Annotated in this window: 12 protein-coding genes; 4 read left to right on the top strand and 8 right to left on the bottom strand. The window is 38.7% G+C overall.

The genetic code is table 11. From position 1 onward, the window contains the following. Positions 1 to 5: 5 nt before the first annotated feature. Positions 6 to 788 carry a phosphonate ABC transporter ATP-binding protein gene (gene phnC, locus P6709_RS15135; protein ID WP_278241769.1) on the bottom strand — a complete coding sequence of 261 codons (783 nt, stop codon included), beginning with the start codon at positions 786 to 788 and terminating at the stop codon, positions 6 to 8. A gap of 191 nt (positions 789 to 979) precedes the next feature. Further along, on the bottom strand, positions 980 to 1,900 hold the full coding sequence (locus P6709_RS15130) for a phosphate/phosphite/phosphonate ABC transporter substrate-binding protein (RefSeq protein WP_278241768.1): 921 nt from the start codon (positions 1,898 to 1,900) through the stop codon (positions 980 to 982). A 313-nt stretch (positions 1,901 to 2,213) separates the two neighbouring features. Here P6709_RS15130 and P6709_RS15125 point away from each other — a divergent pair, with 313 nt between their 5' ends. Then, positions 2,214 to 2,948 carry a ZIP family metal transporter gene (locus P6709_RS15125; RefSeq protein ID WP_278241767.1) on the top strand — a complete coding sequence of 245 codons (735 nt, stop codon included), beginning with the start codon at positions 2,214 to 2,216 and terminating at the stop codon, positions 2,946 to 2,948. A gap of 55 nt (positions 2,949 to 3,003) precedes the next feature. Here the strand turns inward: P6709_RS15125 and P6709_RS15120 are convergent, their stop codons facing one another. Continuing rightward, complete coding sequence (locus P6709_RS15120; RefSeq protein WP_278241766.1) at positions 3,004 to 4,176, bottom strand: pyridoxal phosphate-dependent aminotransferase; 1,173 nt, start codon at positions 4,174 to 4,176, stop codon at positions 3,004 to 3,006. A 96-nt stretch (positions 4,177 to 4,272) separates the two neighbouring features. Between P6709_RS15120 and P6709_RS15115 the strand changes: the two genes are divergently transcribed. Continuing rightward, entirely contained in the window at positions 4,273 to 5,055 is a 783-nt protein-coding gene (locus P6709_RS15115) for a carbon-nitrogen family hydrolase (protein ID WP_278241765.1), read from the top strand. A 122-nt stretch (positions 5,056 to 5,177) separates the two neighbouring features. Here the strand turns inward: P6709_RS15115 and P6709_RS20555 are convergent. The 4 genes from P6709_RS20555 to P6709_RS15090 all read right to left on the bottom strand — a co-directional run bounded on the left by P6709_RS20555 (position 5,178) and on the right by P6709_RS15090 (position 9,790). Beyond that, positions 5,178 to 6,730 (bottom strand): IS3 family transposase gene (locus P6709_RS20555; protein ID WP_442905343.1). Its coding sequence is split into 2 segments (ribosomal slippage): positions 5,178 to 6,079 and positions 6,079 to 6,730, totalling 1,554 coding nucleotides; the frame shifts between segments, so codons are not numbered across the junction. Positions 6,731 to 6,933: 203 nt separating this feature from the next. Further along, on the bottom strand, positions 6,934 to 7,497 hold the full coding sequence (locus P6709_RS15100; RefSeq protein ID WP_278241763.1) for a DUF2087 domain-containing protein: 564 nt from the start codon (positions 7,495 to 7,497) through the stop codon (positions 6,934 to 6,936). Positions 7,498 to 7,869: 372 nt separating this feature from the next. Next, a complete protein-coding gene (locus P6709_RS15095; protein WP_278241762.1) occupies positions 7,870 to 8,334 on the bottom strand; it encodes a methylated-DNA--[protein]-cysteine S-methyltransferase in 465 nt (154 codons plus the stop codon). After that, positions 8,327 to 9,790, bottom strand: coding sequence for a PAS domain-containing sensor histidine kinase (locus P6709_RS15090; RefSeq protein ID WP_278241761.1), 1,464 nt, complete (start codon positions 9,788 to 9,790; stop codon positions 8,327 to 8,329). The genes P6709_RS15095 and P6709_RS15090 overlap by 8 nt, the downstream gene beginning before the upstream one ends. Before the next feature lie 112 nt (positions 9,791 to 9,902). Here P6709_RS15090 and P6709_RS15085 point away from each other — a divergent pair, with 112 nt between their 5' ends. Both P6709_RS15085 and P6709_RS15080 read left to right on the top strand, forming a co-directional pair. Further along, a complete protein-coding gene (locus tag P6709_RS15085; RefSeq protein ID WP_278241760.1) occupies positions 9,903 to 10,901 on the top strand; it encodes an acyltransferase family protein in 999 nt (332 codons plus the stop codon). A gap of 353 nt (positions 10,902 to 11,254) precedes the next feature. Then, complete coding sequence (locus tag P6709_RS15080) at positions 11,255 to 12,979, top strand: B12-binding domain-containing radical SAM protein (RefSeq protein WP_278241759.1); 1,725 nt, start codon at positions 11,255 to 11,257, stop codon at positions 12,977 to 12,979. A gap of 203 nt (positions 12,980 to 13,182) precedes the next feature. Here the strand turns inward: P6709_RS15080 and P6709_RS15075 are convergent, their stop codons facing one another. Then, positions 13,183 to 14,532, bottom strand: a complete 1,350-nt coding sequence (locus P6709_RS15075) for a TrkH family potassium uptake protein (RefSeq protein ID WP_278241758.1) — start codon at positions 14,530 to 14,532, stop codon at positions 13,183 to 13,185. Between the last annotated feature and the right edge of the window lie 73 nt (positions 14,533 to 14,605).

Raw genomic sequence — 14,605 nt, 5'->3', positions numbered from 1 at the left:
CATAATCAATCTTCTTCACGATCAGCACCTCCGCGCATATCGTCTTCACGAATCGCACGGCCGTATATTTGTTCAAATGTCTGATCATTGACTTCAGAAACTGGACCGTCAAAAACGACTTCTCCTGCTCGCATACCGATAATACGGTCTGCATATTCCATCGCCATATCGATAAAATGCAAATTTACGATTGTGGTGATTTTATCTTCACGATTAATTTTTTTTAAATAAGACATAACCTGATGAGAGGTAGGCGGATCAAGAGAGGCCACAGGCTCATCTGCCAATATGTAAGTAGGCTTCTGAGTAAGAACCCGTGCAATACTGACCCTCTGCTGCTGTCCACCGCTAAGCTCATCTGCCCGGCTATAGAGTTTTTCTTCAATATTCACTCTTCTCAAGCTTTCATAGGCTAAAGAACGGTCTTCTTTGCTGAATAAATTGACTATCGATCGGAACGTTCCCGTGTGGCCCAGTCTTCCTGCCAAAACATTTTTCATCACATTTGACCGTTTTACCAGATTATAGTTCTGAAAGATCATGCCGATTTTTGTACGAAGCCGGCGAAGATCTTTTCCTTTAAAAGTTAAAATATCCTGATCATCAACCATAAGTGCTCCTGAAGTAGGAGTCACGATTCGATTTATACTGCGGATAAACGTCGATTTCCCAGCACCGGATAACCCGACAATCACAACAAATTCTCCCTCTTTAATCTTTACATTTACATCTTTAAGCCCTTGTGTCCCGTTTGGATAGACAAGAGATACATCTTTAAATTCGATCACCCTTCTTCAACCCCCAAATTATCTATGCTTTTCTTATCGCACTATTAGCTTTTTAAATAGGATTATTTCGGTATCCAACTCGATTATTTAGTTGATACAATGTATTTCAATCCTATTGATTCAACAAAACTACGTGAAAATAAAGAAGGGAAGAGTTTCCTCTCCCCCTCTAAAATCAGTCTGCTTAATGATTAGTCAAGAGAAATTGAATCTTTAAACTCTTGGTACGTATCTTTTACTACCTGATATTCTTCATCTGTTGCTTCATCAATTGCATCCCAATTATAAACAGAGTTCATAATTTCGATCATTTCTTCATCGTCATTAAAAGAAAGGAAAACTTCTTTGATTTCAGCAACCATTTCATCACTCAGTTCAGGAACAACTGAAATTGTATCATTAGGAATTTCGTCTGTATAACCAATAACTTTAAGCTTATCCATTACATCAGGATATTCTTCTTCAAGTTCACTTCTTGCATCATCAAAAGTAGTGGCTACATCTGCATCGCCTTCGTACACTGCAATTGCAGCATTATCATGTCCGCCTGCAGCAGTTGAATTGGAGAAAAACTCTGTTTGCAAAGCTTCAACTGAATCAAGATCAAACTCGTTCATTAACTGGGAAGCCGGGAATAAGAATCCTGAGGTAGAAGCTCCGTCCGGATAGGCCCACACTTTTCCTTCCAAGTCTGCAAGTGTTTCAATACCGGAGTCTGCTTGAACGACATACTGTGCTTTATATGTTCCGGAACCATAACGGATCGATTTTAAAATAACCTCTACATCATATTGCTCATTTGCAAGAACATAGCCAAAAGCTGGTATAAAACCAACCTGCACCTGATTAGCCCCCATAGCTTCAACCAGTGCATTGTAACTTGTTAGAACTCTTCCTTCTACTTCAACGCCAAGCTCTTCACCCAGACGGTCTGCCAAAGGCTCAACTGTGTCAGCAATCGTATCGGAATCCTGGGAAGGAACAAAACCGATAACAAGGTTATCAGGATCTCCCCCATCAGAACCCTCATTACCTGACGTCTCTTCTTCACCGCATGCTGCTAAAGACAACCCAAGAACTAAAACAAGCATAAATCCGTAAAGCTTTTTCATTCGTGTTTTCCTCCTAAAATAGTTGTAATCAACTTGCAACACTCAATATACAGGACTAATTGACATATTTCTATTACTTTTTTAACTTGTTTGTAATATAATTCAGAAAATTTACAAATAATTCTTTATTTAGCTTATTTGAAAGCGATATCACATTTTTACACTTTACATTATCTTTACAACTATTTACTTTATTAAGTGAAGCAAATTCTTTTTTGCAGGCATATACTATCCTAGCTTTAGCCTATATATGATAAAGTAGTGTTTAGTTTATTTTTTGTCTCGCAGTATTTTAAAAGAAAGTTGGTCAGCTATGGACAATGTTTTTATAGGCAGTACTCTTTCCGCAATGTCTACTGGCTTAGGTGCATTGCTCGTTTTATTTTTACAGGGCAGTCTCACCCATAAATGGAGAGATATGCTTCTTGCTTTTACAGCAGGGATCATGATGGCTGCCGCTATGCTTAGTCTGATTCCAGAATCACTTAACAGCGGAGGCCTTATTCCGGTGGCAGCAGGCCTTTTTATTGGAGTTCTTACTCTAACTTCAATGGAAAAAGCCATTCCACACATGGATTTGGATCATAGCAAAAGCAATATGGAGATCGATCCAAAAGCCATGCTGGTGGTTGCGGCCATTACCCTTCATAATATTCCGGAGGGTTTATCAGTAGGCGTCAGCTATGCACTGGGTGAAACAGGTGATACCGGCAACTTGATTGCTTTTGCCATTGGTTTGCAAAATGCGCCTGAAGGGTTTTTAGTGGCTCTCTTTTTAATGAACCAGAAAATGAACAAATGGAAAGCGTTTATCATTGCTACATTGACAGGTGCGATTGAAATTGTCTCTGGACTTCTTGGATTTTATTTAACTTCTTACGTTGAATTTTTAGTTCCATATGGTTTGGCTTTTGCTGCTGGAGCTATGTTATTTATCATTTACAAAGAATTGATACCTGAAAGCCATGGAGACGGAAATGAACGACCTTCCACCTATTCTTTTATTATCGGCATTTTATTTATGGTTGCTTTAATTGAGTTAATATAGGAAAAGGCTGACCAGCAGGTTTTTTTTATCCCAGCTGATCAGCCTTTCTTAGTCATTAAAACAAATTCAGTTTCTTGATTCTTAGGGCTGCTTCCCTGATTCGGTCTTCTGTGGCAAGCATGCCCACTCTTACATATCCTTCTCCATATTCACCGAAGCCGATGCCTGGTGCCATTACGACATTAGCTTGTTCTAACAAGTAATCTGAAAAAGAAGAAGAGGTGAATCCTTCCGGCACTTTAAACCACGCAAAAAACGATCCTTTTGGAGCTTGCACATTCCAGCCGATGGCCCGAAGCTCCTGAACGAGTACATTTCTTCTGCTTTCATATGTATCACTTAATTCAAGTGCAGCTTTGTAAGAAGAGGACAACGCTTCTTCTGCAGCTTCCTGTACAGCACCAAATACACTGACATGAAGATGGTCCTGAAGGAGATTCAAACTTTCAATAACTGAGGAATTCCCTACAGCAAAACCAATCCGCCACCCTGCCATATTAAACGTTTTAGACAGCGTATAAATCTCAAGACCATTATCAATCGATCTTTTTGATTGAAGAAAACTTGGCGGCCTTATCCCGTCAAAGCCGATGGAGCCATATGCAAAATCATGTACAATGAAAATGTCATATTTATCTGCAAATTCGATCGCTTCTTTAAAAAAAGTTTCATCTGCAATACCGCCAGTAGGGTTATTAGGATAGTTTAAAAACATTAATTTGGCCCTTTCGGCAATGTCTTCAGGTATTTTAGAGAAATCAGGCTTAAAATCGTTTTCTTCAAGAAGAGGCATCTTATGCATGACTGCTTCTGCTAGAGAGACTCCCGACCAATAATCCGGATAGCCTGGATCCGGAACTAATACGATATCTCCAGGGTTTGCTAAGCATTGAGGTAGTTCCACAAGACCAGCCTTACCCCCCAGAAGCACTGATACTTCTGAAAAAGGATCAATTTCCACCCCATATTCCCTATGGTAAAAACGTGCGACAGCTTCTTTTAAATAGTCCATTCCTCTAAAAGGTGAATATTTATGATTCAGAGGATTTTCAGCTGCTCTTTGCAATCTTTCAACAATATGTATGGGTGTAGGAAGATCAGGATTGCCCTGTCCTAAATTAATTACATCATGGCCTTCAGCAACCCGTTTCGTTACTTTTTTTGCAAGCGAAGCAAAAAATTGATCGGGCAGCTCTGTCAAACGAACTGATTTTTCAAACTTTTTCATTTAAACATCCTCTCTTTCTCTTTTAAATCGTTGTAACAAATGGTATAACGAATGAAACTGGATGTAAAGATTCTTTCGACCATGGGAGGGCTAAAGATGAAAATAGGATTACTGCAGATGGATATAGCATTTGGAGAGCCTGAAATAAACAGGCAGCATGTGGAGACTCATTTTAAGAAGCTGGAAAATCAGCAATATGATTTGATTATGCTTCCTGAGTTATGGACTACCGGATATGATTTATCACGCCTTGAAGAGATAGGAGACCTGGAAGCGAAAGAATCGATTTCTTTCCTTCAGCGTCTGGCAGTCCGATACAGCGTAAATATAATAGGCGGTTCCGTTGCTAACAGAAAGAAAGACTCCGTTTACAATACATTAATCGTCGTCAATCATCAGGGAGAACTCGTGCACCTGTACGATAAGCTGCATTTGTTTAAACTGATGGATGAACATAAGTTTCTGTCGGCGGGAAAAGACACACCTTCTTTTACATTGAACAATATCCATTTTGGAGGATTTATCTGCTACGACATCCGTTTTCCTGAATGGATCCGAAAACCAGTCCTTGATGGTGCAGAGGTTATTGCAGTTGTGGCGGAATGGCCTGAAGCACGGACCGACCACTGGGTCACTCTTCTTCGGGCACGGGCCATTGAAAACCAAAGCTATGTCTTTGCATGCAATCGTGTTGGACAAGACCCGAACAACTCCTTTGGAGGGAATTCACTGATCATAGATCCCTGGGGAGAAATTATCGTGCAGGGATCTTCAAGTGAGGAGCTTATCACCGCTCATGTTGATTTATCACTGGTTAAACAAACAAGATTAAAAATACCGGTATTTGATGACCGGAGGGAAAAGTTTTATTTAAGATGAAAGCGCCGATGAGGGAAACCCTCTGCAGTTTTTCTGGCAGTAAGCGGCTTGTAACTTTTATTAGCCTGGGACAAAACTGAACTGCCCCCTGTCAAGTAGACAGTGGAAATAATAAAAATGATTTAAACGGCTTTCGCTCTATATTCCATAGGGCTAAGGCCGTTTAGTCGTTTTTGATATCTTTCATGATTATAAAAATAGATGTACTCCTCCATTGCTTTAGAAAGTTCCTCAAAAGTCTTGTAAGTATGTAGATAATACTTCTCACATTTCAACGTCCCAAAAAAGGATTCTATCGGTGCATTATCAATACACCGACCCACTCTTGACATGCTTTGCGTCATTCCTGCTGCCTCTACTTTGTGTTTATACACCTTGGAGGTGTATTGAAAACCACGATCGCTGTGGATGAGAGGACACTCATCATTCAGAAGGGCCGTCGCTTGAGCTAATGTCTGAAATACAAGTGGATTATTATTGGCGTGTCCCAGGACATAACTAATAATGGATCCGTCATACAGATCACGAATGGCGCTTAAATAGGCCTTTTTTTGCCCGTACTTTAATTCTGTCACGTCCGTAACCCATTTTTCATATGGTTTTTCCGCTGTGAATTGACGGTTTAATATGTTTTCTGCGACATGTTGAGGTGTAGAGCGCTTGTATTGCTTTTTCTTTACACGAATGACAGAGCGTAATCCAGCTACTTTCATCAACCGATAGATTCTCTTATGATTCAGTTTCTTTTCAAGCTTTCTTTTCAATTGAAGGGTCATCTGACGATACCCAAATGTTTCATCCGCTTTTTCATGGAGTGCTTTCATCTCTTTGATGAGTTCTTTATTCTGTATTTCTCTGGGGGAAGGCATACGGTTTAGCCACTTATAGTAGGCAGATCGTGCAATACCGGCAATATCACAGAGTAAGCAAATGCTTACTCTTTCTTCCTTGTTTAGCTCTTGAATCGCGATGTACTTATCCTCAAATCGGATTTGGCTTATTCTCGCCTCCTTTCGATCTCCTTCAACTTTTTTAAGAATAAATTCTCTGCACGTAACCGATCATTTTCTCTTTCTAACTTTTTCATTAGGATTGTGACTTTCTCTTCTGGCGTCAGTTCCTCTTCTTCTTTATTAAATCCGCGTCTATCCTTCAATGCTTCCTCTCCGCCGTCCTCAAACTTCTTCACCCATTGATAGACCTGTTGATAAGAAACCTGATGAGTAGTCGCTGCTTCTTGATAATCTTTTCCGTTCTTTAAACAATCAAGCACAATCTGGATGCGTTCATCCCAAGTCGTTTTTCTCCCTTTCGTCATAGAGATCGTCCTTCCTTTTGGAGTATCCTTTAATTCTCTATGACGATTATACTTCTTTATCCACCTTCGAAGAAGACTTCTACTTGAGATCTCATACTTTTCAACAAGCTCATACTGAGAGGATCCCCCTGAGAGATACTCTTTTACAGCTGCTTCTTTTACTTCCTTTGAGTAGGTTTTCCAGCTGGACCGTTGGAAACTTCCTGCTCCATATTTCTCGTACTGTTTCACCCATTCTCTTAATGAATTCTCCGAAATGTTGAAGTATAGACAGAACTCTCTTGCGGTACATTCTCTTTTTTCATAAGCTAATACCACTTCAATTTTAAATTCATTAGAATACTGTTTTTTAGGCATAGAAAAACTCCCCTCAAAGTAAGCAGATTTTTGTTTTTTAATCTGTCTACCTAAAGGGGAGCTTATCAAACTGTCTCAGGCTATTTAACTGGTTTACTTCTATTCAAACAGACACTTTCAGCAGGGACAAGCCTTATTACTTTTTTGCCTTAAAGGACCAACTACTTTTATTGTTCTATTACTTCGTTCCTTTAATCGCCTGGTCAATTAAGCCACATCTCACGAGGATTTACTTCGTATATACCTTTATCCCGGAACATAAGCTGATGGTTAATAAATTCCCTTCTGAGCGTTGCATAGTCTTCATGGTACTTTTCAATAAATGTATTTATTTCTTTTTCCGAATATTTTTTTCCTACTTCTAATTTTTCTACCAGATATTCAAGTACAATGAGTTTTTTCTTCCGTTGGGCAGGGATTGTTTTTAGCCTGCCCTCTTTAGAAAGAAAATTCTTAAGTATTTTCTCTTTATCTTCCACTTCCTGCACCTCCCCGTTGTGATCCATGATGGCCAAAATACTTGTCAAATGCTGTGTCATCATTTTTTTATTCAACTCAAAATAGATGGTGTTTCTGTCTCTTCTTGAATTTATCACCCCGCTTTCTCTCAATTTGTTTAAGTGATGAGTGATCGTAGGTGGAGTAAGACCTAATTTACCTGCGATAGCCTGGCCGTGCAAAGGCTTCGCAGCCAGTAGATGGAGAATTTTAATGCGCGTCGGGTCACCAATTGATTTTAAAAATAGCACTTGCTTTTCAAGCTGCATAATTATCTCCTTTCATGTTTATCTAATTAGATATATATCAAATTATATGGAATGTGTCAATTTAATTCTCTATCTTATTTGAAAAAAAAACAAATAAAAAAGAGCTTGGGACAAAATGTCTCAAGCTCTTTGACCGGTTCGCTTCGCTTCAGGCGGACGCTTTCCGCAGGGACGGCGCTAAGCTATCCGAAGTCTCAAGCCACGGCCATGCTCTGTGCTACAGGGAGTCGCGTCTATCCGCTCCACTCTCTTAGAACTATTCATAAATATATTTTCGTTTGTAAACTTTTCGAATTTTGTCCCAACCTCATTCTCAATATTCATTTTCTGTTATCTATCCTATTACATTTTTAGATTAGATTGAATCAAATTTCAGTAGACCTGCTTCTCCAATTGAAGCAGCGTTTCCTTTTTCGATGTTTCGCTTCCCGCATAGCCTGTCATAGAACCATTTTTTCCTATAACCCGATGACAGGGAATCACGATCGGCAATGGATTTTTTCGATTAGCCTGTCCTACAGCTCTTACGGCTTTTTCACTGCCAATTTGTCTTGCTAAATCCTGATAGGAGCAAGTCGTTCCATATGGGAGGCTCATTAAACCGGCCCAGACTTTCTTTTGAAAGTCGGTCCCTTCAAAATAAAGAGGCAATTCAAAGGTTTCCCGCTGCCCGGAAAAATATTCGTTAAGCTGCTGTTCCGCTTCATCCAAAATACCGTTAGAAACTTCTGTACGAGTTACATCATTATTTGTTATAAATTCAATTTTTATCAGCGCTTCTTCATTGGCAGTTAATCTTAAATGATTTATCGGACTTTTCATTATGCGCTCATACATTTTCCTCATCCTTTGCAAATGGAAAAATAACAGTAAAGACAGAACCCTTCCCTCTCCAGCTCTTCACTTCAACTCTGCCTCCATGCTCTTCCACAATTTTATAGCTTACAACTAACCCAAGCCCTGTACCGTTTTCTTTTGTCGTGTAAAAAGGCTGATTTAATTTTTTTAAATGGTCTTCTGGTATTCCGCAGCCTGAATCCTTTACCGTTACATACTGGGCATACTTGTCAGTGTGATAATTTAGAGAGATCTGCCCGCCCTCGGAAATGGCCTCTATTCCATTTTTAACAAGATTAATAAACACTTGTTTCAGGCGGTTAGCATCCCCATATAGCTCCAGTTCTTGATCTGATGACTTCACTGAGAGCTCAATATTATATAATGTAGCCTGAGCTTGCATTAAATCAGCTGTTTCTCTTATAATATTCGCCAGGTTCACATTTTTTAACGAACTGGCTTTTGGCTTTGCCAGCATTAGAAATTCAGTCATAATCGTCTCAATTCGGTGTAATTCAGACATGATGACACCGAAATACATGCTGTGATCCTCTTTTACACTGGACTCAAGCAGCTGAATAAACCCTTTTAGTGCAGTCATTGGATTTCTTATTTCATGAGCGATGCCGGCAGCAAGCTGACCTACAATTTTTAATGTATCATGCTTATTCATCTGCTCCATCATCTGCACCATTTCCGTTACATCTCTTAAGACAGTCAGGGTGTACTGTTCAGTAATACCACGCTCTGTAACCACTTCATAAAAACGGTCCTCAAATTGACATATGGAAGTCTGGAGGTTATCGGAATGAAGATAGGGTGATAACTTTTTTTGAAAATCATTGTCTAATGACAAGGTAATCTCGTGGTCTTTAAAAATTTTCATTGTATAATTTGAACATAAAGCAGAATCAATCGATAAAAAAGCAGCTGCCTGCTGATTCATTGTAACGATATTTCCATCCAGGTCAGAAAGAAGAAGTCCATGCATAGATTTAGTAAAAACCTGTTGATAAACTTCTTCTTCAGGAGAAGGTTTAATTTCTGTAAAGTCTCTGATAATAAGCAGCACAACCGAATCACGCTCAATCAAAATAAGATCACATTTACACTTAAGATGTATTCCGCCGGATTTAAATACAAAATGATCCGTCATTCTTTTTTCTTTTATTAAGGACAGCAAAAGACGGTAAAAGCCGGCATGATCTTCCTGAGGCATCAGATCCGTTATGCTTTCTGCTAAACGGGATGATGATTCCAGCTGCAGAAATTGACTTGCAGTAGAGTTATAAAGCAGGATTTTGCCCTTATCATTAAATAATAGAACGCCTTCACTCATATTCATTAAAACTTGCAGCGCGACTTCTTCCATCACCACGGGTTGAAGAGTATCTTTAATAGACCAGTTTTCCTGTAACTTTCCAAATTTTTGCAAAGTCATCACCTCAACTTCCATGAGTAAGCATCCTGTTAAGACTGCCCGTATAAAACAAAACCATTTAACCAGATTTCATTTCTGTGAAAACGGGTAAAAGCAATAAAGATCTTTAAGAAAAGTTGGTGCCACTATGACGAAACGTGATTTTTATTTTGATAATGCTAAATTTTTGCTTATATTCCTCGTGGTGTTTGGTCATGCTATTCAATCTCTTATCGAAACAGACCCACTGCTGCTCTCTTTATACAAAACGATTTATTTTTTCCACATGCCGGCCTTTATACTTGTTGCCGGATACTTTGCTAAAGGGATTTATAAAAAAGGTCATTTTACAAAGCTCATAAAAAAACTGATTATACCTTATTTAATTTTCCAGCTGATTTATACACTGTATTATTATTTTCTCAGGGATGAGCAGTCTTTAACGGTAGATCCATTTAATCCTCAATGGTCATTATGGTTTTTAGTCAGTATGTTTTTCTGGAGTTTGCTGCTCCTGCTGTTTGTACACGTATTTAAACTCAGTTTAAAGGCGGCGCTTCCGATAAGTGTTGCTCTAGGCTTGCTGGTAGGTTTTGTTGGTGATTATTCTACCATTCTCAGTATTTCACGAACTTTTGTATTTTTTCCTTTTTTTCTAATAGGCTATTTTGCTGATCGAAGCTGGTTTTATGCATTGAAAAAAAAGCCATTGAGACTGGCGGCTATATTTTCATTAACCAGTGCATTTCTATTTATGATACTTGTTCCTGAATGGAGCAATAACTGGCTATTAGGATCACATTCCTATGAAAACTCAGGGGTTCAAACCGAAATCAGCCCGCTTATCAGAATCATCATTTACACGATTAACATCTGGCTGGTTGCTTCGTTTTTTGCTTTAACCCCGGAGGAAAACCACTTTTATACTAAATGGGGGAAAAATACGCTTTACGTATATTTGCTGCACGGTTTTATTATTCAGTTCTACAGGGAAGCTGACTTTGGGGTCTTTATTAATCCGTATGTATCTTTATTATTAATCATGATCAGTTCATGGCTGCTGACCATCTTACTATCAACAAACTGGGTAACTGCTTTCACACAGCCATTAATCGAATTAAAAGCCAGCCGGTTAAAAAGACGGTGAAAGTTGCTGAAAGCTTTACTGCTGCTCGTTTTTCTTTAATTGAACAGAAGCGGAGTCAGCTGAGATTTGCACTATAAAACACTGCTTTAAAATTGTTTTAAACTTAGAAACAGTCCTTATGCCGGACTGTTTTTCTTTTCCCAATTTTAGCATTTAATAAGGAATAAAGAAACTGTTTTTCTATTTTTATTCATTATTGAGAACAGCTATTCTACTCTTAATCAGGACCAATCCTCCTATAAAATAGTGAAAGATAACCAAGTACTACCGGGTATTAAAAGAGCCTATATTGTGTCTTTCCCCCGCCTCATGTAAAATGAGTAAAAGTTAGACCCGAAGAAGGAGTTTTAATAATGAATATCGTTTTATCTACACTCAATGCAAAATTTATTCATACGAACTTAGCTCTAAGATGTCTTAAGGCATATGCAGAGCCGGATTATTCCGTTCAGATTCAGGAATTTACCATCAAAGATCCCGAAATGAATATAGTAGCTGAGCTCTACGCTAAAAAGCCCGATGTACTGGGCTTCAGCTGTTATATATGGAATATCGAAGAAACCATTAAAGTCATTAATCTAGTTAAAAAAATATCCCCTCAGACCACGATTATTTTAGGCGGACCCGAAGTTTCTTACGATGTTCCCTATTGGCTTGAGCGGCTTGATACTATTGATTATATCGTTGTTGGTGAAGGCGAACAAACGTTTAAACAGCTCCTTCATGCGCTTCACGGCAAAATTGAGTTAAAAGAAGTTAATGGCATTGCGTATCAGAAGGATTCCAGAGCTGTCATTCATCCTCAGACCAACAAGCTGGATTTAAAAACACTGCCTTCCCCTTTCAGATTCATTGAGGACAAACTGGACCTCTCAAAGCGGATTGTCTACATCGAAACAAGCAGAGGCTGTCCATTCAGCTGTCAATTTTGTTTATCTTCAATTGAAGTTGGCGTTCGCTACTTTGATCGGGAAGCAATAAAAGAAGAGATTCGTTATCTGATGGCGAACGGGGCTAAAGTAATAAAATTTGTTGATCGGACATTTAATATCAGCAGAAGCTATGCGATGGAAATGTTCGAATTTCTTATTCGCGAACATATTGAAGGGACAGTATTTCAATTCGAGATTACAGGCGATATTATGAGACCCGAAGTAATCCAGTATTTGAACGATCATGCCCCGGAAGGATTATTCCGGTTTGAGATCGGGGTACAGTCCACGAATGATGAAACGAATGAATTAGTTATGAGAAAGCAGAATTGGGAAAAATTAAAGCGAACCGTCACAATGGTCAAAGATGGCAGCAAAATTGACCAGCATCTTGATTTAATAGCAGGCCTTCCTGAAGAAGATTACAACTCTTTTCGGAAAACCTTTAATGATGTATTTGACATGCGGCCTGAAGAACTTCAGCTGGGCTTTTTGAAAATGCTGCGGGGCACAGGTCTTAGAATTAATGCTGAGCGGCACGATTACGTGTATATGGATCATGCACCATATGAAATTTTAAGCAATAACGTTCTGAAATTTGATGACATTATTCGTATTAAGCATGTGGAAGATGTTTTAGAGAAGTACTGGAATGATCACCGAATGGATTTGACAGTGAATTACACAGCTGAAAATTGTTTTGAAACGCCTTTCGACTTTTTTCAGCAGTTTGGGACTTACTGGGATCAGCAAGGCTGGTCAAGAATCGGTCATCAGCTTGAAGACCTATTTAAAAGACTTTATCAATTCCTGCAATCAAAAAACATTAAAGAACTTGATATCGTTGAATCCCTTATGAAAAAAGACTATATGCTCAATCAAAAATTCAAGCCTCGTAAACCATGGTGGGAACAGGAAGATAATTCAGACCGAAAACAGGAAATCTATCAAAAACTTTTGGCAAATCCCTCTCTTGCTGGTGAAGAATTTGCAGCACTAAATTTAAAACAAAAAGATCTTTTTAAACATACCTTTATTGAAGAAGGTCTGATAAAAGGAACAGACGGCACATCCACAAGTATTTTTATGATAGCGTATTACAATCCTAAAAGCGGAAAGCCGACTCTTTTTGAGTTTACCGCTTAAGAATGAAGCGTTTGAAGCGGGTGGTATTTTCTTCATTTTTTTGATAAAAAGGGCCTGAGACTTTAGTGTCTCAGGCCCTTTAACTGGTTCCCCGCTCTTCAACAGGATGCTTTTCTCAGGATCGGTACTATGCATACAAATTCATTTATAAAACTTTTACTGTTATATGACTGTTCGTCCCACACTCTTTCGGGTCAGAATAATCAGCCAATAATAACCCGCTCTTTTGGATAGTGATATTTTGCTTTTTTATTATTTCCGCCGATCATAAATAGAAATGAAATCAGCCCGACTCTCCCAATGAACATCAGGACCATTATAATAAATTTGCTTGGGGTGGATAAGTCAGGTGTAATGCCCATGGACATGCCTGATGTTCCGAACGCTGAAGTTACTTCAAATACGACAGAAATAAAGTCATGAGCATCGAAAGCCATTATTAATAAAACGGATGTTATGGCCATGAAGGAAGCCAGTATAATAACTGCATAAGAACGGTAAACATCAATTAAGTGGACCTCTCGTCCAAACACTTGTATTTGATTGTTCCCTCTTGAAAAGTGAATCAAAAATAAAATCGCTATCGCCAGGGTAGTCGTCCTGATTCCACCGCCCACAGAACTTGGTGAGGCCCCGATAAACATCAGTAAACTTAATAAGATCTGAGTAGCCTCCGTGAAGGTACTGACGTCAATCGTTACAAGACCGCCTGACCTTGTGGAAGCAGACTGAAACAAAGAATAAAAGAACGCCTTATGCCAGCTTATTCCCTCAAAGCGCTGGTTGAATTCTAAAAGGAAAATAAAAAGCGTCCCCAGCACCAATAAAATACCATATGTTATGGTCGTCAGTTTCGTAAACAGGGAAAAGCGAAAATTTCCTGTTTTATTTGACAAAAACTGTTTTAGCTCAATTAAAACAGGGAATCCAATTGCCCCCAGAATGATAAGTAATATATTTACTGTTTGTACAAAGTAATCATCTGCATAGGGCAGAAGAGATTGACCGGTAATATCAAACCCTCCATTAGTAGTGGCTGATACTGAAGCAAATACTCCCTGAAGCAATGCTTCTCCTATGGAATCGTAAAATTGTGTAAAGTAAACAGCAAGCAGCAGAGCGCCTGCAGCTTCAATTAAAAGAAGGATTTTTATGATTTCAATAATAAGCTTCACTACACCGGATAAATTGTATTGATTATGGTCAACCATTATCAATTGTCTTTCTCTTAAGCCAATCCGCTTGCCAACCAGAAGCCAGACAAAGGTTCCCAAAGACATAATTCCAATTCCGCCAAGCTGCAGAATTAATATCATCATAAAGTATCCGAATGTAGTATAAGTTTCTGAAATATTTATAACGGTTAAGCCCGTTACACTTACTGCACTGACTGCAGTAAAGAGCGAATCAATAAACGATATGTATTCACCATTTTGATGAACTCCCGGAAGCCTTAGCAAAATAAACGAAAGGCTGATGGCGAGAAAATAATACACAACAATTAATTGAAACGGCTTCAATGTTCTAATTCTATTTTTAATTTTTGACCACATAGGTTAAATCCTTTCACTTGCCTTAGTCTAATGATAGCTTAGCTGATTTTCGACAGAAAAGGAATGAGTAAAT

This window comes from Jeotgalibacillus sp. ET6 (assembly GCF_029667115.1).
Taxonomy (GTDB): domain Bacteria; phylum Bacillota; class Bacilli; order Bacillales; family Jeotgalibacillaceae; genus Jeotgalibacillus.
Note: the sequence above shows the minus strand (reverse complement) of the source record. Positions and strands in the feature narration are given on the sequence as shown.